The sequence below is a fragment of the Curtobacterium poinsettiae genome, from assembly GCF_047226435.1.
GTDB lineage: Bacteria > Actinomycetota > Actinomycetes > Actinomycetales > Microbacteriaceae > Curtobacterium > Curtobacterium poinsettiae.
Genome location: NZ_CP178434.1, coordinates 61,034 through 78,162, shown reverse-complemented (window position 1 = coordinate 78,162; position 17,129 = coordinate 61,034). Strand labels below are relative to the sequence as shown.

The 17,129-nt window shown below is 72.2% G+C and carries 15 protein-coding genes and 1 pseudogene; 7 read left to right on the top strand and 9 right to left on the bottom strand.

What is annotated here, in order from left to right:
- Positions 1-73: 73 nt before the first annotated feature.
- From ACL00U_RS00345 to ACL00U_RS00330, 4 genes are all read right to left on the bottom strand, one after another.
- Positions 74-1,198 carry a DUF917 domain-containing protein gene (locus ACL00U_RS00345; RefSeq protein ID WP_412873688.1) on the bottom strand — a complete coding sequence of 375 codons (1,125 nt, stop codon included), beginning with the start codon at positions 1,196-1,198 and terminating at the stop codon, positions 74-76.
- On the bottom strand, positions 1,195-2,325 hold the full coding sequence (locus ACL00U_RS00340; protein WP_412873687.1) for a DUF917 domain-containing protein: 1,131 nt from the start codon (positions 2,323-2,325) through the stop codon (positions 1,195-1,197). The genes ACL00U_RS00345 and ACL00U_RS00340 overlap by 4 nt, the downstream gene beginning before the upstream one ends.
- On the bottom strand, positions 2,322-3,878 hold the full coding sequence (locus ACL00U_RS00335) for a hydantoinase/oxoprolinase N-terminal domain-containing protein (RefSeq protein ID WP_412873686.1): 1,557 nt from the start codon (positions 3,876-3,878) through the stop codon (positions 2,322-2,324). Before ACL00U_RS00335 ends, ACL00U_RS00340 begins: the two co-directional genes overlap by 4 nt.
- A gap of 150 nt (positions 3,879-4,028) precedes the next feature.
- Positions 4,029-5,417 carry a purine-cytosine permease family protein gene (locus ACL00U_RS00330; protein ID WP_259494806.1) on the bottom strand — a complete coding sequence of 463 codons (1,389 nt, stop codon included), beginning with the start codon at positions 5,415-5,417 and terminating at the stop codon, positions 4,029-4,031.
- 175 nt (positions 5,418-5,592) lie between these two features.
- Between ACL00U_RS00330 and nucS the strand changes: the two genes are divergently transcribed.
- From nucS to ACL00U_RS00310, 4 genes and pseudogenes are all read left to right on the top strand, one after another.
- A complete protein-coding gene (gene nucS / locus ACL00U_RS00325; RefSeq protein ID WP_017887754.1) occupies positions 5,593-6,288 on the top strand; it encodes an endonuclease NucS in 696 nt (231 codons plus the stop codon).
- A gap of 101 nt (positions 6,289-6,389) precedes the next feature.
- Entirely contained in the window at positions 6,390-7,064 is a 675-nt protein-coding gene (locus ACL00U_RS00320; RefSeq protein WP_017887755.1) for an HAD hydrolase-like protein, read from the top strand.
- Positions 7,061-8,341: a CynX/NimT family MFS transporter gene (locus tag ACL00U_RS00315; RefSeq protein ID WP_412873685.1), complete on the top strand. Its 1,281-nt coding sequence runs from the start codon at positions 7,061-7,063 to the stop codon at positions 8,339-8,341. Before ACL00U_RS00320 ends, ACL00U_RS00315 begins: the two co-directional genes overlap by 4 nt.
- 289 nt (positions 8,342-8,630) lie before the next feature.
- Positions 8,631-9,248 (top strand): annotated as a pseudogene (locus ACL00U_RS00310) (ArnT family glycosyltransferase); the annotation flags it as partial.
- 1,392 nt (positions 9,249-10,640) lie between these two features.
- Here the strand turns inward: ACL00U_RS00310 and ACL00U_RS00305 are convergent.
- Together ACL00U_RS00305 and ACL00U_RS00300 are read right to left on the bottom strand one after the other, a co-directional pair.
- The gene (locus ACL00U_RS00305; protein ID WP_082046845.1) at positions 10,641-11,474 is read right to left on the bottom strand and encodes an SDR family oxidoreductase; all 834 of its coding nucleotides are present in this window, start codon (positions 11,472-11,474) and stop codon (positions 10,641-10,643) included.
- 73 nt (positions 11,475-11,547) lie between these two features.
- A complete protein-coding gene (locus ACL00U_RS00300; protein WP_140448648.1) occupies positions 11,548-12,189 on the bottom strand; it encodes a nucleoside/nucleotide kinase family protein in 642 nt (213 codons plus the stop codon).
- Positions 12,190-12,243: 54 nt separating this feature from the next.
- Here ACL00U_RS00300 and ACL00U_RS00295 point away from each other — a divergent pair, with 54 nt between their 5' ends.
- From ACL00U_RS00295 to ACL00U_RS00285, 3 genes are all read left to right on the top strand, one after another.
- Positions 12,244-12,612: a VOC family protein gene (locus ACL00U_RS00295; RefSeq protein ID WP_031260093.1), complete on the top strand. Its 369-nt coding sequence runs from the start codon at positions 12,244-12,246 to the stop codon at positions 12,610-12,612.
- Between the two features lie 74 nt (positions 12,613-12,686).
- Positions 12,687-12,875, top strand: coding sequence for a hypothetical protein (locus tag ACL00U_RS00290; protein ID WP_412873684.1), 189 nt, complete (start codon positions 12,687-12,689; stop codon positions 12,873-12,875).
- Positions 12,872-13,588 (top strand): hypothetical protein, encoded by a 717-nt coding sequence (locus tag ACL00U_RS00285; RefSeq protein WP_412873683.1) that lies wholly within the window; start codon positions 12,872-12,874, stop codon positions 13,586-13,588. Before ACL00U_RS00290 ends, ACL00U_RS00285 begins: the two co-directional genes overlap by 4 nt.
- Before the next feature lie 9 nt (positions 13,589-13,597).
- On the opposite strand, the gene ACL00U_RS00280 is transcribed toward ACL00U_RS00285, so the two are convergent.
- From ACL00U_RS00280 to ACL00U_RS00270, 3 genes are all read right to left on the bottom strand, one after another.
- A complete protein-coding gene (locus tag ACL00U_RS00280; protein ID WP_056072589.1) occupies positions 13,598-14,038 on the bottom strand; it encodes an NUDIX hydrolase in 441 nt (146 codons plus the stop codon).
- A gap of 264 nt (positions 14,039-14,302) precedes the next feature.
- Positions 14,303-15,625: a carboxylesterase family protein gene (locus tag ACL00U_RS00275; protein WP_412873682.1), complete on the bottom strand. Its 1,323-nt coding sequence runs from the start codon at positions 15,623-15,625 to the stop codon at positions 14,303-14,305.
- A 110-nt stretch (positions 15,626-15,735) separates the two neighbouring features.
- Positions 15,736-17,034, bottom strand: coding sequence for an MFS transporter (locus tag ACL00U_RS00270; protein ID WP_017887765.1), 1,299 nt, complete (start codon positions 17,032-17,034; stop codon positions 15,736-15,738).
- Positions 17,035-17,129 lie beyond the last annotated feature (95 nt).

Below are 17,129 nucleotides of genomic sequence, written 5' to 3'. Positions count from 1 at the left end.
GTGGTCGCGTCCCGGGTCGGCGCCCGGGGTCGGCTGCGGGGGCCGGGTACCGGGGTCGGCGCGCGGCCGTCGGTCAGCCGACCGCCGGGGCGGCCGGGCGGACGTGCTCGTGCAGGTCCTCGACCGGGACGAACGGCTCGTCGAGCCCGAAGCACGACGGCCCGAACACGGCGAGCGCCTCCGGGGTCCGCATCAGGTCGGGGGTCGAGATGCCGATCACCCGGACGCGTTGCCCGAACCGCAGGCGCTCGGTGGTGATCGGTTCGGCGGTCTCGGCGTCGAGGACGCAGATCAGGTCGGGCACGACGGCGACGAGCTGCCCGTCCCGCCGGGCGACCAGGTTCTCGTTCTGGAACCGGAGTTCGAGCTCGGAGCCGTCGGTCCCCTGCACGGTGGCGCGACCGCGGGCGAACCCGTCGACCGTGCGGCGCTCGACGTCGACGACCTTGCCGTCGAACAGCTCGCGCAGGTGCGTGTAGATCGTCGTCCCGAGGGCCTCGGCGAGCGCGTCGATGGGGTCGCGGTGGGCTTCGCGGGCGACCCGGATGGCCCGACCGACGGCGAGTGCCAGGGAGAGCGTGCGCGGGACGGCGGTCTCCCGCACCTGGCGGCCGGACATGGCGTACTCGGCGATGTAGGCGACGCCGCCGAGCCGGATGGTGACCCCGCGGGCGAGCCACTCCATCTTCTTGTTGTCCGTGCCGGTCTCGATGATGACGCCGTGACCGTTCTCGTCGCTGATCGCCAGTGGACTGCCGGGGACCCCGTAGACCGAGAACGTCTCCATCTGCAGCTCGGGGAACGCGCGGCCCATGCCGTCCGCGTCGACGACGGGCAGGTCGCCGGTGGCGCCGACGAGCAGCGGGATCATCGAGTTGATGCCGCCGCACTCGATGGGCATCGTCGCGGTCGCCGTCCGGCCCAGGTGGGCTTCGAGCCGACGGAGGGCGCCGAGGGGTTCCGGTCCGGCCGGGATGCGTTCGAGCACGACGGTCGGTGCGCCCATCTGCGCGGTGGGGATGACGAGGGCGTCGTCGGGCACTTCGGAAGGGTCGAGGATCGTGACGGGGCCGTGCTGTTCGATCGCGGCACGGACCAGGAGCATCCCGATGGTGGGGTCGCCTCCGCCGCCGGTGCCGAGCAGCGCGGCGCCGCGGGCCAGGTCGGGCAGGTCGTCGACGTCGAGGATCCAGCTCATCGGGCTTCCTCCGTGCTCTCGCCGGGGCTCGTGGTGCCGTCGTGGCGGACCGCGGGGGTGTCGTAGCCGAAGTACCGCGGGCCGGCCAGGCGCAGGCCGTCCGGGGAGTGCCAGCGCTCGTCGGCCGGTGCGGTGACGATCCGGATGCGGGCGCCGAAGCGCAGGGCCTCGGTGGTGATCGGTTCGCCGGTCTCGGCGTCCAGGGTGATGATGAGGTCGGGAGCCGTGGTGCGGACCTGGCCGGCCACCTCGACCAGCAGGTGCTCGTTCTGGAACCGGAGCACCGCCTCCAGGCCGGTGTCGCTGCCGGAACCAGCGATGCGGGCCGTGCCACGGGCGAACCCGGTGACGGTCTTGCGCTCGATGTCGGCGACCTTGCCCTGGAACACGACCGTGCCGCCGAGCACCTCGGTGACCGCCGTGACGGGGTCGGCGTTCTCGCTGCGGGCGCGGACGAGCGTCTCGCCCAGCCGGACGCTCAGCGACAGGCTGCCGCGGACGAACGACTCCTTCACCTGCGCGCCGGACATGGCGTACTGCGCGGTGATCGCGGAACAGCCCATCTCGACCGTCGCCGTGCGGGCGAGCCGTTCCGCCCACCGGTTGTCCACCGTGTCGAAGACGACGGTGTTGCCCTTCTCGTCCGCCAGGGCCATCGGTGTCGCGCTGACCCCGGACAGGGTCAGCAGCACCATCTGCACCTCGGGGAACGCACGGCCCATGCCGTCGCCGTCGACCAGGGGCAGGCCGAGCTCGGCAGCGGCGACGATCGGCGTCGTCGAGTTCACGCCGCCGACCTCGATGCAGGCCAGGTGGGTCGGGGTCACGTTGAGGAACGCCGACAGGCTGCGGATGGCCTCGGCGAACTGGCCGGCGGACGGCAGCTTCTCGACCATCACCGTGGGAGCGCCGATCATCGCGACCGAGAGCACCACGGCGTCGTCGGGCAGGTCCTCGACCTGGACGATCTCGACCGGGCCGTGGGTGCGGACGGCGGCCTCGGCGAGCAGGCGGCCGATGTAGGGGTCACCGCCGCCGCCGGTGCCGAGGATCGCGGCGCCGCGGGCGAGGGCGGAGCAGTCCGCCCCGATGGAGGTGAGGAGGGGTGCTGTGGTCGTGGCGCTCATCGGACCAGCGCCCCGAGTGCCAGGTCGCCGACGGCCTTCGCGCGGATCCGCGTCGCGTTGCCCGGCAGGTACGGGATCGGGACCTCGTCGAAGTCGACGATGTCCACCGAGCCGGGGTCGGCGCCGGCCGCGATGGCACGGTCGACCGCCTCTTGCCGCGCCTCGTCGACCACGGCGGACCGTCGGCCGTCGCTGATCGCGTAGACCTTGTCGACCTCACCGCTGACCTGCGCGATCGCCGCACCGATGGCGTTGGCGACCGAGTAGTGCTCCGGGCGGTGCACGGTGCCGAGTCCGGGCAGGGTGTCCGGCAGCAGCACCGAACCGCCACCGACCGCCACGACGGGCAGCGGGTCGGACGAGGTGCGCATCCGCTCCACGATGTCGGCCACGCGCTCCGCGATGACGTCGAGCGCGCGGGCGGCGACCTCGGCCGGCACCCCGGCGACGAGCGACGGGTCCCCGATCGCGCCACGGCCACCGCGGACGGCAACGTCGGTCGCGGTCAGGGTGGTGCCGCCGAAGACCAGGCCCTCCTCGGTCAGGCGGTACCCGACGGAGTCCGGGCCGACGACGCTGCCGTCCTCGCGGATGCGGGAACCGCCGCCGATGCCGACGGACAGGACGTCGGGCATCCGGAAGTTCGTGCGGATGCCGGCGACGGCGACCTCGCCGGTGGCCTCGCGCGGGAAGCCCGCGGTCAGGACGCCCACGTCACTCGTCGTGCCGCCGACGTCGACGACCGCGCAGGTGTCGAAGCCGGACAGCACCGCGGCGCCGCGCATCGAGTTGGTCGGGCCGGAGGCGAACGTCGCGACCGGGTAGCGACGGGCGTACTCGACGTCCATCAGGGTGCCGTCGTTCTGGCTCAGGAAGAGCGGTGCGTCGATGCCGCTGCCCGTGACCGACCCGGACAGCCCGTCGACGATGCGGTCTGCGAGCTCGCGGAGCGCCGCGTTGATGATCGTCGCGTTCTCGCGCTCGAGCAGGCCGATGCGACCGATCTCGGACGACAGCGAGAACGCCACGTCCGGCCCGAGCTCGGCGGCCATGATCTCCTGCGCGCGCTGCTCGAACTCGTCGTTGATCGGGGAGAACACCGACGAGATCGCGACGGACCGGATGCCCGCGGCGGCGATGGCACCGGCGTGCCGCTTGAGCTCCTCGGGGTCGAGCTCCGAGATGACCCGGCCGTCGAACTCGTGGCCGCCGTGGGCCAGGAACGGCTGCGCGTGCACGGCCGACACCAGGTGCCTGGGCCAGTCCGTGAACGGGGGCAGCGACGCCGTCGCCGGCAGGCCCAGGCGGACCGCGGCCGTCGGGGCGAGGCCGCGTGCCTCGACCAGGGCGTTGATGAAGTGGGTGGTGCCGATCATCACGCCGTCGATGTCCGTGGGGCCGAAGGCGTGCTGTTCGCGCAGACCGTCGAGCGCGGCGACGATGCCCGAGGTGACGTCGGGGGTGGTGGACCGCTTGACCGCCGCACGGACGGTGCTGCCGTCCATCAGGACGGCGTCCGTGTTGGTGCCGCCGACGTCGATGCCGATGCGCATGGGGGTTCCCTTCGGTGGTGCGGGTGCGGGTGCGGTGGTGCGGGTGCGGGGTCTTCGCGGGGGGGGTGCTGCTGGTTGGTGGGGACCGGCCGCGCCGTCGCGCGGATCAGGGGTTCGGCGACGCGACCGGCCGTTCGGGGAGCGCCCGTGTCAGGCGGCGGGGGTGGCCGGTGCTTCGGCGACCGGGGCCTCGGTGGCGGCCGGCGTGGACTCGGTCCGACTGACACCGACGCCGCGGATCAGCCCGGCCTTGCCGGCGACCACGTAGAGCACGAAGGCGATGACCACGGAGTTGATCGACGGGATGCCGACGGCGACGAAGTACCCGATGAGCGAGGCGACCGCCCAGATGACCAGGGTGGCCGGCACCCAGGTGGGCGAGGTCGCCGGGATGTTCTCGGCGTCGCTCAGCTCACGGCGCCAGCGCTTCACGACGAAGTACTCCGCCACCATGATCCCGGCGATCGGCGGGAAGACGACCCCGAGCACGGACAGGAACGGTGTCAGGGCCCCGAGGAACCCGACCGCGGCGAGCACCGAACCGACGACGCCCATCACGAGCGTCACGAGCCCGCGGTTCACCTGCTTGCCGAACACCGCGTCGATGAAGTTCGTGACGCCGAGGCTCGAGCTGTAGATGTTCCAGTCGTTGATCTTGAACGTGCCGAGCAGGATCACGAGGATGCCGACCCAGCCGACGCTCGACGTGATCACGCGGGTGATGTCCGCGGAGCCGACGGCGTGGGCGAGCAGGACACCGGCCAGGCCGATGACGTACTCGCCGAGGGTCACACCGAGCAGCGTCTGCTTCACGACGTCGCCGACCGACCGGTTGAAGCGGGTCATGTCCGGCGTGATCACCGCGCCGACGATGAACCCGCCGGCCACCAGGGTGGTGCCGGCCACGAAGCTCAGCTCCGGACCGGCCGGGGCACGCGCGGCGAGCTCGGCGATCGAGTGCCGGCTCAGCTCGACGATGACCGCCCAGCCGACGAGCACCAGGAACAGCGGCACGGTCACGTTCGCCAGCCACTGCATCGAGTGGAACCCGCGCAGCACGATGGCGGTGACGAGCAGCCCGAACACGAGCGACCACGCCCAGGCGGGCAGGATCGGCAGGATCGAGACGAGCCCGGCAGCCGAGACGCCCGACTGGATGCCGAACCAGCCGATCAGGCTCAGCCCGATCGCCAGCCCGACCAGCGCCGAGCCGGCCTTGCCGAACCCGGTCCAGCGGGCGATGACCGAGGTGTTCAGGCCCTCCTTCACGCCGATGACGCCGACGAGGACCGAGACGATCTCCAGGATCACGGCGCCGAGGGTGATCGCCCAGAAGGCGTCCCAGAAGCTCATGCCGAAGCCGAGCGTCGCACCGAGCAGGAACTGGGACAGGGCCGAGATCTGCCCGAAGCGCTGCACGGCGACCTGGAACCAGCCGTAGCGTGCGGACATCGGGACCCGGCTGAGCGAGTAGTCGTCGACGGCGACCGACTCGGAACGGGGGGTTCGTGGTGCTGACACTGCGGTCTCGCTGGCCATCGTGGCTCCTCGGGGAGGGGTGTCGGCGTGGGCCGATCGGGGTGTCAGCCACGGTAGGACGGCATCGGATTGCGGTACATGTGCAGAACGTCGTTACCGGCATGTGAATCCGTGCGTGCTGCACAGCCAGCGCGCCCGGTCCGGGCGACGACATCGCGCCGGTTAGGCTTCCGGGGTGCGTCTCGTCATCGCCCGGTGCTCCGTCGACTACGCGGGCCGGCTCTCAGCCCACCTGCCGCTCGCGACCCGCCTGCTCATGCTCAAGGCGGACGGCTCCCTGCTCGTGCACTCCGACGGCGGCAGCTACAAGCCGCTGAACTGGATGAGCCCGCCCTGCTCGATCGAGATCACCGAGCCGGACGAGGAGCAGTCGGTCGCCGGCATCACCCAGGTGTGGACGGTGACGCAGAAGAAGACGCAGGACAAGCTCATCGTCTCCCTGTACGAGGTCGTGTCCGACGAGACCCACGACCTGGGCGTCGACCCGGGCCTGGTGAAGGACGGGGTCGAGGCGCACCTGCAGCAGCTCCTGGCCGAGCAGATCGAGCTGCTCGGTGACGGCCACACCCTGGTCCGCCGCGAGTACATGACGGCCATCGGGCCCGTCGACATCCTGGCGCGCGACGACGCCGGGGCGAGCGTCGCCGTCGAGATGAAGCGCAACGCCAACATCGACGCGGTGGAGCAGCTCACCCGCTACCTCGAGCTCATGAACCGCGATCCGCACCTGCGTCCGGTGCAGGGCGTGCTGGCGGCGCAGACGGTGGCGCCGCAGGCACGAACCCTGGCCGAGGACCGCGGCATCCGCGTCCTCGTGCTCGACTACGACGCGATGCGCGGCATCGAGGGCGGGCACACCCGCCTGTTCTGAGCCGCGTCGGCCCGTCCGGCCTGGAGGCACGGCGCACCCCCGCCCCGCTGCCGACGGAACCCGGATGGTCGCCGCCACCGCCCGGCTAGGGTGGGCAGGACATGACCAGCCCGTTCTCCGCCATCCTGTTCGACCTCGACGGCACCATCAGCGACTCCGCGCCGGGCATCCTCGAGAGCCTGACGCACACCTTCCGCACCGTCGGCGTCCCGGTGCCGGACCGCGACACCCTGATGTCGTTCGTGGGCCCGCCGATCATGGACACGTTCCGGATCGCGATGGGCATGGACGACGAACTGGCCGACCGCACGCTGGCCGTCTACCGCGAGCACTACTTCTCGCACGGGGCGCTCGACTCGGCGATGTTCCCGGACATCGACGTCGTCCTGCGCACCCTGCACCAGGCAGGGCTGCCGATCTCGACGGCGACGAGCAAGCCGGAGACCCCGGCGACCTACATCCTCGAGCACTACGGGCTCACCGGGGACATCGACATCATCACGGGCGCGAGCGACGACGAGGTCCGGTCGAGCAAGGCCGACGTCGTCGAAGAAGCACTGCGCCGACTCGAGGCCCACGGCTTCGACACCAGCCGCCCGGTGCTGATCGGCGACCGGAAGCACGACGTCGAGGGCGCGACCGTGCACGGCGTCCCGGTCGTCTTCGCCGAGTGGGGTTACGGCTCCCCCGACGAGGCCGAGGGCACCATCGCCCGCGCCGCCACCCCGCTCGACCTGCTGCCGATCCTGCTGCCGTCCGCGACGCCGTCCGCATGAACGACGACGTCGTCCGGCGGAGCCTCCGCGGCGCCGCCTGGTTGCTGCCGGCGGCCATCGTCCTGATCGCCCTGAACTTCCGCGGCCCGATCGTCGCGACCGCCCCGGTCATCGGGGACGTCCGCGCCGACCTCGGCCTGACCGCGACGATCGCCGGGCTGCTGACGACGATCCCGGTGCTCTGCTTCGCCCTCGCGACGCCGTTCGCCAGCTGGGTCATCGCGAAGGCCGACCCCGAGCGCGCGGTGTCCCTGTCGCTCGTCATCGTGCTCGCCGGCACCGTCGTGCGCTCGATGCCCTCGTCGGCGGCGCTGCTGATCGGCACCGCGGTCATCGGCATCGGCATCACGATCGGCAACGTGGTGATCCCGGTGGTCATCCGGCGGGACACCTCGCCGGAGCGCGTCGGCCTGGTCACCGGCGTCTACACGTCGGCGCTCAACGTCGGGTCGATGATCACGTCGCTCGGCACCGCTCCCCTGGCGGCCCTGTGGGGCTGGCCGGTCGCCATCGCGATCTGGGCGGTCTTCGCGCTCATCGCCGCCGCTGCCTGGACCTACGCGGTCGGTGCTCGGGCCGCCTGGCGACGCCCGGTGCCGTCCGACCACGACGGACCACTGCCGATCACCGGTCCGATCGACCAGGTGCTCGACACCGGAGCGATCCGCACCGCGCGCGCCGCCGAGGCCGCACGGGTCGCCGCCGCCGAACCGATCCGGCCGGCACGACGGCTCATCACCTGGGGCCTGACGCTGGCGTTCGGCGGCCAGGCGTTCTCGTACTACGCCCTCACCGCGTGGATCCCGACCCTGCTGCACGACGAGATCGGCTTCTCGAAGGCGTCGTCGGGCGCGAGCTCGTCGGTGTTCCAGATCCTGGCCGTCGTCGGGGCGCTCGGGGTCCCGCTGCTCGCGACCCGGTGGCGGCCGGCGGCGATCATCGCCCTGGTCGGCACCCTGTGGCTGGCGATGCCGCTCGGGCTGCTGTTCGCCCCGCAGCTCTGGCTACTGTGGTCGGTGCTCGGCGGCGCGGCCCAGGGCGGCGGCATCACCGTGATCTTCATCGTCATCGTGCGGATCGTCTCCAGCGACGCCGATGCCCGCCGGATGTCCGCGTTCGTGCAGGGCGGCGGCTACCTGATCGGGTCCGCGGGGCCGCTGCTCGCCGGGGCGCTGCACGGTGCGACGGGTACCTGGACCGCACCGCTCCTCGTCGTGCTCGTCGCGGTGCTGACCCTGGGTGTCGTCGGGACGTTCGCCGCGCGACGGGTCTCCTGAGCGCGGAACCGCCCGCCGTCCTGCCCGCCCGCCGCCCGGCGTCCTGACCCCGAACCCGAGCGCCGGCTGAGACCCCGCTCCGACTCGACCCCCGAGGCGCTGACCGACGGGGGCCGCACCCGCACGACCCCTCAGCGCGCGGACCGGCTTCGCGGCCAGCTGGCGGCACGGTCCCGGCCCATCGTCATCCCGGACGGCCAAGGTCCGGAGAGTGGACATCCGACGACCCGCCCGGTGGCGGGACCAGCCGCTCGCGGCACGGCTCACCCTGCTCGTGATCGCGGGCGGCATGACCGTCCTGCTCGCCTGGAACCTGGGCCGCGGTGGGGACTTCGGCTTCTACCAGGCGTCGGCGCGGTCGATGTCCGAGTCGTGGCCGGCGCTCTTCTCCGGCGCGTTCGACCCCTCGGCGACGGTGACGCTCGACAAGCTCAGCGGCTTCGCGGTGCCGCAGGCGCTGAGCCTCCGGTTGTTCGGGCACTCCACCGCAGCGCTCGCGTTCCCGCAGGTCATCGAGGGGCTCGTCACGCTGTGGGCCTGCTCCCTGGTCGGACTCCGCTGGGCCGGTGTCGGGACGGGCCTCGTCGCCGCCGCGGCAGCCGGGTCGACGCCGATCTTCGTGTCGATGTTCGCGCACCCGATGGAGGACGGCATGGTCACCGCCGCGCTGGCGGTCGCCCTGCTGTGCTGGCAGCACGCGGCACTGACCGGGCGGTGGTGGCCGCTCGTCACCGCGGGCCTGGCGGTCGGCGTCGGGTTCCAGGCGAAGATGGTGCAGGCCTGGTTCGTCCTGCCGGCGCTGCTGCTCGGCACGCTGCTGGCCGCGGCCCGGCACGACGGCCGTCCCTTCCGCTTCGGCACCCGGGTCATCCGAGCCGGAGTGCTCGGGGTCGTCGCGGTCCTGGCATCGGTGTCGTGGGTGACCGCGCTGGCGCTCACGCCGTCGGGTTCGCGGCCGTGGGCGGACGGCTCGACGACCGACAGTCCGCTCGCGATGGTGTTCGGGTACAACGGCATCGACCGGTTCCTGCCCGGCGCGGTGCCCGGGTCCGTCCGGTCGTTCACGGTGCCGTTCGGCCCGCACACCTGGCGCGGTGGTGCGGCCGGGTTCGGCAAGCTGCTCGAACCGCACCTGGCGTCGCAGGTGGCCTGGCTCCTGCCCGCGGCGGTGTTCGGCGTGGTGGTCGCGGCCGTGGTGCTGGTCCGACGGCGAGCGCGGAGGATCACGCGAGCGTCGACACGCACAGCCCACGACACCGCCGGCACCTCTTTCGGGCACGCGTTCGACACCCGTGCCGGAGCCGCCACCCTGGCCGTCCTGGTCGTCTGGCTCGGTACCGCGGCGCTCGTGCTGTCGGTGGCCGCGGTGCCGCACACCGCCTACGTCGCGGCGATCGGCGTCCAGCTCGCCCTGCTCGCGGCCCTCGGGTGGCGCGGTGCGGTCGGCCTGGTCCGGGCGCAGTCCCGGGTACTCCGGGCGCTCCCCGTCGTCCTCGCCGTGGCGCAGCTCGGCTGGGTGGTGTTCCTCGCCCAGGGCACCGCGATGCCACGCGTGCTCGCCGGGCCCGCGATCACCGTCGCGACGGTTGCCGTCGTCGCCAGCGTGGTGGCGCTGTGCTGGCGACCCCGCTGGGAGGCGACCCGCGGGCCGGGCTGGCACCGGGCCTCCCGGACGACCATCGCGCTCGCAGCCGGCCTCGCCCTGGTCGCCGGACCGGCCGCGTTCTCACTGCAGGCGCTCGACGCAACACGCGACGGCAGCGGCGTCGACGCATCCGTCGGGCCGTGGCCCGCGCGCTGGCCGATCCCGGCCGGCACCCCGGACGTGTTCCACGTGTCGAGCCCGGACCCGTGGGGCGGATCGACCCCGTACCCGCGTGCCCTCAGTCGGCTCGTCGCGACCGCGCGACGCCTGGAGGGGTACCGGCACGACGAACCGCTGTTCCTGACGGACACGTGGCACATCTCCGCGCCCGTGATCGACGCGACCGGGCTGCCGGTGCTGACGGACGGCGGGTTCTCGGGCACCGTGCCCGTCTTCACGACGCACCAGATCCGTCGCAGGATCGCCGACGGCCTGCGGGTGCTCGTCGTCGAGGCCCACGCGCCCCGCACCGACCCGGTCCTGCGTGCCGCGCTGGCCGGCGGCTGCCGAGCACTGTCCCACGGCACCCGCCACGCACGCCTGCCGATGCAGCCGCGCCGGGCGAACGGCATCACCTGGACCGTGTGGCACTGCGGGCTGCCCGGCCCGTCCGTCGGACCCGGAGTGCACCACGGCCACCGCGGCCACCACGCGTCAGCGGGCGGCGAGCACCTCGCGCAGGGACATCGGCGTGCGTCCCGTGATGCGTTCGACGTCGCCGGACACGTGGGCGAGCGCACCCTCGGCGATGGCCGTGTAGGTGCTCACCCAGGCGTCGGCCTGCCACGGCTCCGGGTTCCACTGCGCACGTGATGCGTACGCCTCGTCGAGGGTCTCGGGGTGGTAGCTGACCGTGCGGCCGCGGACTTCGGACACGATCGCGGCCGCCTGGGCCAGGGTGATCGCCTCGGGGCCGGTCAGCTCGTACGTCTGGTCGCGGTGCGCGTCCGGGTCGTGCAGCACCGCGGTCGCGACGCGGGCCACGTCGGCCCGGGCGACCGCGGCCATGGCGCCGTCGCCGGCCGGACCGCGGATCACGCCGTCCTCGCCGACCAGGTCCTCGACGAAGTCCAGGTAGAAGCTGTCCCGCAGGAACGTGAACGCCATCCCGCTCTCGCGGATCGCCTGCTCCGTCGCCCAGTGGTCGCGTCCGAGCGTGAAGGTCGCGTCGGGAGCCGCGCCGAGGAACGACGTGTAGACGACGTGCCGCACGCCGGCGTCGGCCGCCGCGGTGACGAACGCCCGGTGCTGGTCGAGGCGGTCCTGGGCCTCGGCGGCGGACACCATGAGCAGCACGTCGACGCCCTGGAGCGCCGTCCGGCTCGCGTCGACGTCGGCGAAGGTCGCGACCGCGACCTCGGTGCCGGGCAGCTCCGGCGCACGCGCGGCGTCGCGCACGAGCATCCGGAACGGCACGCCGTCCGCGGCGAGCGCCGCGCTCACGGCGCCCCCGATGTTGCCGGTGGCTCCGGTGATGGCGATGGTCATGGTCGCTCCTCGTGTCGGTGTCGGTTCGTCGTCGTGTGGCGGTGGTCGGCGGTGGGGTCGCGTCGGTCGGTGGTCACGTCCACACCGTCCTGGAGGCCCGGATCACCGTGGGTGCGACCCTCGCGGCGTTCACGCCGTCCACCTGGACCGCCCAGGCGCGCGCGGCGTCGTGGTCGCGGCCGTGCCGCATGTGCCGTCCGACCAGGCGGTCGAGCCGCACCCCGTCGTCGACGGCGCAGAACCAGGTCTCGGTGAAGAGCGCGGGCAGCGCCGACCACGGAGCGGTGTCGTCGAGCAGGTAGTTGCCCTCGGACACCACGAGCCGGGTGGTGCGGGGTACCGCGATGCTGCCCGCGACGGGTTCGTCCACGCGGCGGTCGAAGTCCGGTGCCCACACCACGTCCTCGTCGGCGGCGACGAGCCGGCGGACGAGTGCGACGTAGCCGTCTGCGTCGAAGGTGTCCGCCGCACCCTTGCGGTCGTGCCGGCCGAGGGCGTCGAGCGCCGCGTTCGACAGGTGGAAGCCGTCCATCGGGACCTGCACCGCCGTGCCCGCACCCAGGCGTTCGTCGACGGCGGTGACGATGCGGCGGGCGAGCGTGGACTTGCCGGCACCCGGTGCTCCGGCGATCCCGAGCACGGTGCGGTCGCTGCCTGCGGCCAGCTCGACCGCGCGCTCGACGGCTTGGTCGACGGTCGTGCCGGAGTCGCTCACGGCTTCATCCTCGCAGAGCGCACCGACGCCGGACCGCGGTGGTTCACTTGCCGCATGGTCGATGCGACGACGGCGTTCAGCGGGTACTCGGTGCGCGACGTGCCCGAGGCGAAGGCGTTCTACGAGGACGTCCTGGGGATCGAGGTCACCGAGGACCACGGCATGCTCTTCCTGCAGCTCGGCGGTGGACACCAGGTGCTCGTCTACCCGAAGGGTCCGGGTCACGAACCGGCGGCCTTCACGGTGCTCAACTTCCCGGTGCCGGACATCGACGCCGCGGTCGACGAGCTCACCGCGAAGGGTGTCGTGTTCCTGCAGTACGAGGGGATGACCGACGACCGGGGTGTGAACCGGCAGGGCGGGCCGCTCATCGCCTGGTTCACCGACCCGTCGGGCAACGTCCTCAGCGTCATCGAGGAGTGAACATGTTGCATTCCGAAAGCTCGCGTCGGCGCTGCTGATCGTCCTACCGTCCTCTCACCGACGAGAGGACGGCCATGACGAAGGTGCTGGGACGGCAGTGGACCCGCGAGGAACTCCTGGCGGAGCGGGCGCGGGTCCGCGCGGAGTGGAACCTCGACGATCGGGAGTTCGCCCCGACCGAGCAGTGGCGGGACCTGTTCACGGACGAGTACCTCGCGCAGAACTGGCTCGACAGCATCTCCGCCCTGCTGGGTGAGCGATGAACGAGCAGGCCGCGTCGGCGGCGCGGCACCAGGCGACGATCGCGCAAGCGCTCCTGGACGGCGCCCTGCCCGAGCACGGTGCGTCGATCGACTACGCCCTCGACGAGCGCAGCGGAACCTTCATCATGCAGTCAGTCGCCGCGACTGGAAGGGGTACCCCGGTCCGTTTGACCGTGGGCGATGTGCACACCGCGGACCTGGCCCCGTGGATGCGGTTCAGATGGGTTGATCACCTCGATGCTCTCGTGGTCAGCGAGAGCAGGTACGCCGTTCTGCTCGCGGACGAACGGCAACCACTCGTCCGCTTCGAGTTCCAGGAGGCGTTGACGGCCACGCCCCGGTCGCACTGGCACTTGCACGCCGAGCGCGGAGCGTTCAGTTCGCTGCTCGCCCGAGCGCGCGATCACGGCTCGGGCCGACGGGATGCGGCACGGTTGTCCTCGTTGCACTTCCCGCTCGGCGGCCCGCACTTCCGGCCGAGCCTCGCCGACGTGGTCGAGTTCGTCATCGTCGAGTGCGGCGTGGACGCTCTGCCGACGTGGCGGGACGCTGTGCAGGGGTTCCGCAGTCGTTGGCGCCGCGCAGAAGCCGAGGCAACCGCTCGGCAGTTCCCGGCAGAGACCGCGCAGTCGCTCCGCAACCTCGGGTGGGGTGTCCAGCGCCCGGAACCCACCGCGGTCCCACCGCAGTTCGCGGTGCTGCGCGTGGGATGACGCCAGCCGTCAGCGGGACAGGGCACCCGCCCAGCCGAGGGCGATCGGCACGAGCAGGCCGTGGCGGTGGTGCGGGAGCTCGGCGACGGGGATCCACCGCGACTCGTCGGTCGAGCCGTCGAGCTCGTGACGCAGGGCTCCCCCGGTGATGGTCGCCCGGAACACGACCTGCACGGCCTTCATCGGCCGGCCGTTGGCGTGGATGCGGCGCTCCGCGGGGACGATGTGGTGCCGGACCCCGAGCAGGGCACCGGCCTGGGCCTCGTACCCTGTCTCCTCGCGGATCTCGCGCACGACGGCCTGCTCGACGGTCTCGTCGAACTCGACCCCGCCGCCCGGCAACGTCCACGTGCCCGCGTCGGGCTGGCGCAGCTTCGCCAGGAGCACGCGGTCACCGTCCGTGATCACGCCGTAGGCGGCGAGCCGGGTGTCGTAGTCCGTGTACTCCATGGGCCGACCATGCCAGGTGGGTGCACCGACGTCGACCAGCCGCGCCGGGCCTCCAGGCCGTCGACCGGAGCGCTGCGGACGCTCAACCAGCCCGCCGACCGGTCACGACCCCCCGCGGTCCGCACGCCGGGCGGTCACGGACCGACGGCCCCGCCGCCCACAAACGACAGAACGTGACCACGCGACGCAGCCCGTGCGGTGTGTCGCGACCACCCCGCGGGCCGGGAGGCGCGAGTCGCCGCCGCCACGGGCCGTGCCCGCGGGTCAGCCGCGGTCGAAGGTCAGGGTCTCGTCGTCGGGCGCACGGACCTCGCCGGTGCGGGCGAAGTCGGCCCAGATCGCCCGGAAGGCCCGGCCGCGGCGCTCGACCTCGGGCCAGTCGCGCTCGGGGACGAAGCGGGTGCCGGCCCAGGCCTCGCGCCCGCCGAGCAGCAGCGGCAGGTCGCTCATGTGCACGGCTCCGGTCGGGGCGCTCGTCACCCCGCGGTGCAGTCGGTACGAGGTCGCGCGGCCACCCGCACGTCGGTGCCGCTCGGTGAACCGTCGGGCATCGCGCCCGTAGATGACGTCGGACAGCGGGCGCACGACCCACCACCGCAGGGCCGACCGCAGCACGCGCGAGCGGGTCACCCGGCGCAGCCCGGGCACGAGCGGCACGTACATGCCGGCCTCGTCCGAGCCGGACCCGATCAGCACGTCGACGTCGGGTGCGACGCGGCTCCACGCGGCGTCCAGGTCGCGCTCGGCGGGCAGCGGAGCGAACCCGTACTGGGTGCCGAAGGGCATGCCGGCGGCCAGACCGTAGGGTGCTGCGGCCCGGGTGCCGAGCGCCTGGCGGTCGAGCAGGTCGTCGAGCGGGGTGTCGGCGTGCACGCTGCCCACCGCCCGGACCATCGACCGGTTCATCCGCGCACGACGACGGGACAGCCCGAGCGGTGCGCTCTGGATGATCGCGCGGCGGAACAGCCTCTCGGCGCCGGCGCTGATCATCAGGTGCGCGGCCGCGTCCCCGCCGGCCGACTGCCCGAAGACGGTGACCAGGTCGGGGTCGCCGCCGAACACCGCGATGTTCGCGCGCACCCAGCGCAGCGACTCGACCAGGTCGAGCAGCCCGAGGTTCGCCGGGATCGTGTCGCCGTCACCGAGGAACCCGAGCACGCCGAGCCGGAACGTGACCGACACCACGATCACGCGCTGCTCGGTCACCAGGTCGCGGGCGTCGTAGATCGGCAGGTCACCACCGCCGATGACGTACGAACCGCCGTGGATCCAGACCATCACCGGCAGCTGCTCGCCCGGACGGACGTCGGCGGGCAGCGTGATGGAGAGTCGCTGGCAGTGCTCGTCGACCTCGATGCCCTGGATCGGGTTGAGCAGCAGGTCGACGAACTCCTCGTGCGGCTGCGGCGCGACCGGCGACGGAGTGGACGCGTGCAGCTCGCCCTCGAACGGTGGCATCGGCTGCGGTGGGGCGAACCGTTCGGCCTGCGCGTACGGGATCCCGAGCACCCGCACCACGTCCCCGTCGACCGTCCCGATGATGCGGCCGGCGGGGGTGTCGAACGGGGCTGGGGCGGCGGCGAGCATGGGGATCACGCTATCGGGGGCCGCTGACGCAACCAGGCAGACGGACGGGAGGCCCGTGGCGGCGTCGCCACGGGCCTCCCGTCCGTCTTCTGGTCGCGTTGCGACGGGCGCTACCGCACCCGCTTGATGGGGATCACGACGAGTGCGCCGATGAGGGCGATCGCACCGGCGGCCCAGCACATGAGCTCGTAGTTGTCGGCTGCTCCGTCGGACCCGACCTTCAGGAAGAACAGGGCGATCGCCGGAGCGAGCGACTGCGGCAACGCGTTCGCGATGTTGATGACACCGAGGTCCTTGCCGGGCCGGTCGGCGTTCGGCAGCACGTCGACGACGAGCGCCGTGTCGATGGCCGAGTAGATGCCGTAGGCGAAGCCCATGATGATCTCGGCGACGTAGAAGCCGGTGACCGTGTCGGCGTGTGCGAGCGCGACGAGCCCCACCGCGAACATGGCCGTCGACCCACCGACGAACACCTTGCGGCGACCGAGCTTGTCCGAGGCCCAGCCGGACAGCGCCGCGCTGATCAGCAGCGCGATCGTGTAGAGCAGGACACCGAAGGCGACGGCGGCCGTGGCGTCCTTCGGCTTCTCGATGCCGATGTGCTCCTGCATGTAGAGCAGGCGGTACGTCGTGAACATGAACGTCGCCAGGATGATGAGGAAGCGCGACCACCAGGCGAACGCGAAGTCCGGGTTCTTGACCGGGTTCGTCCAGAACGACGCGACGAGGTTCAGGAACGTGAACTTCTTGAGCGTGTAGGTCGGCAGGTCGTCCCGGGCCACCACGGCGTACACGGCCACCAGGATGATCGCCAGGATGCCCGGCGCGATGAACAGCACGGGCAGGTTCGCCACGAAGAAGACCGACAGGTACGTGCCGGCGAGCACGGCGATGTTCTGCGCCAGCGCGATGATGCTCGAGGACCGACCACGCTGCAGCTGCGGCACGTTGTCGGCGAAGCTCGCGAGCAGGGTGGCGAGGGTGGCGTTCGCGGCGAGCTGGGCGAGCAGCCAGGCCAGCGTCAGGTTGAGGACGTCCGGCGAGTAGGCGATCCAGGCGAGGGCGATCGCGAAGACGACGACACCGCTGAGCAGCCAGGGGCGACGACGGCCCCAGCGCGTGCGGGTGCGGTCGGACAGGGCGCCCGCCAAGGGGTTCATGATGAGCGCACCGAACGCGCCGATCGGCAGCACCGACCCGATGACGTTCGCGGCGTCGTCGCCGACCAGGGCCTGCGCCTTGAGCTGCATGCTCACGTAGACGGGGGCCATGAGCGCGACGAAGAGGCCGAACTGCCCGAGGAACAGGGCGATCTGGTAGCCGATGCCCACCTTCACCGTGCTGACGGGCTGGGTGATGCCCTCTTCCGGGTTGAGCAGTGCCGGGCTGCCGGGTTCGGGTGTGCTCATGACGCCTCCTTGAGTCGATGAAAACCTTGCCTGACAAGGTTTTTCCGACGCGAGCATACATCGACAGGTGTCGTCTGCAACACCGGGCCCCTCAC

Coding starts and splice junctions, on each gene's coding strand:
- ACL00U_RS00275 (WP_412873682.1), bottom strand. CDS start 15,625: ATGCTCGCCGCCGCCCCAGCCCCGTTCGACACCCCCGCCGGCCGCATC.
- ACL00U_RS00305 (WP_082046845.1), bottom strand. CDS start 11,474: ATGACCATCGCCATCACCGGAGCCACCGGCAACATCGGGGGCGCCGTG.
- ACL00U_RS00335 (WP_412873686.1), bottom strand. CDS start 3,878: ATGCGCATCGGCATCGACGTCGGCGGCACCAACACGGACGCCGTCCTG.
- ACL00U_RS00290 (WP_412873684.1), top strand. CDS start 12,687: ATGACGAAGGTGCTGGGACGGCAGTGGACCCGCGAGGAACTCCTGGCG.
- ACL00U_RS00340 (WP_412873687.1), bottom strand. CDS start 2,325: ATGAGCGCCACGACCACAGCACCCCTCCTCACCTCCATCGGGGCGGAC.
- ACL00U_RS00345 (WP_412873688.1), bottom strand. CDS start 1,198: ATGAGCTGGATCCTCGACGTCGACGACCTGCCCGACCTGGCCCGCGGC.
- ACL00U_RS00270 (WP_017887765.1), bottom strand. CDS start 17,034: ATGAGCACACCCGAACCCGGCAGCCCGGCACTGCTCAACCCGGAAGAG.
- ACL00U_RS00280 (WP_056072589.1), bottom strand. CDS start 14,038: ATGGAGTACACGGACTACGACACCCGGCTCGCCGCCTACGGCGTGATC.
- ACL00U_RS00315 (WP_412873685.1), top strand. CDS start 7,061: ATGAACGACGACGTCGTCCGGCGGAGCCTCCGCGGCGCCGCCTGGTTG.
- ACL00U_RS00285 (WP_412873683.1), top strand. CDS start 12,872: ATGAACGAGCAGGCCGCGTCGGCGGCGCGGCACCAGGCGACGATCGCG.
- ACL00U_RS00295 (WP_031260093.1), top strand. CDS start 12,244: ATGGTCGATGCGACGACGGCGTTCAGCGGGTACTCGGTGCGCGACGTG.
- ACL00U_RS00330 (WP_259494806.1), bottom strand. CDS start 5,417: ATGGCCAGCGAGACCGCAGTGTCAGCACCACGAACCCCCCGTTCCGAG.
- ACL00U_RS00320 (WP_017887755.1), top strand. CDS start 6,390: ATGACCAGCCCGTTCTCCGCCATCCTGTTCGACCTCGACGGCACCATC.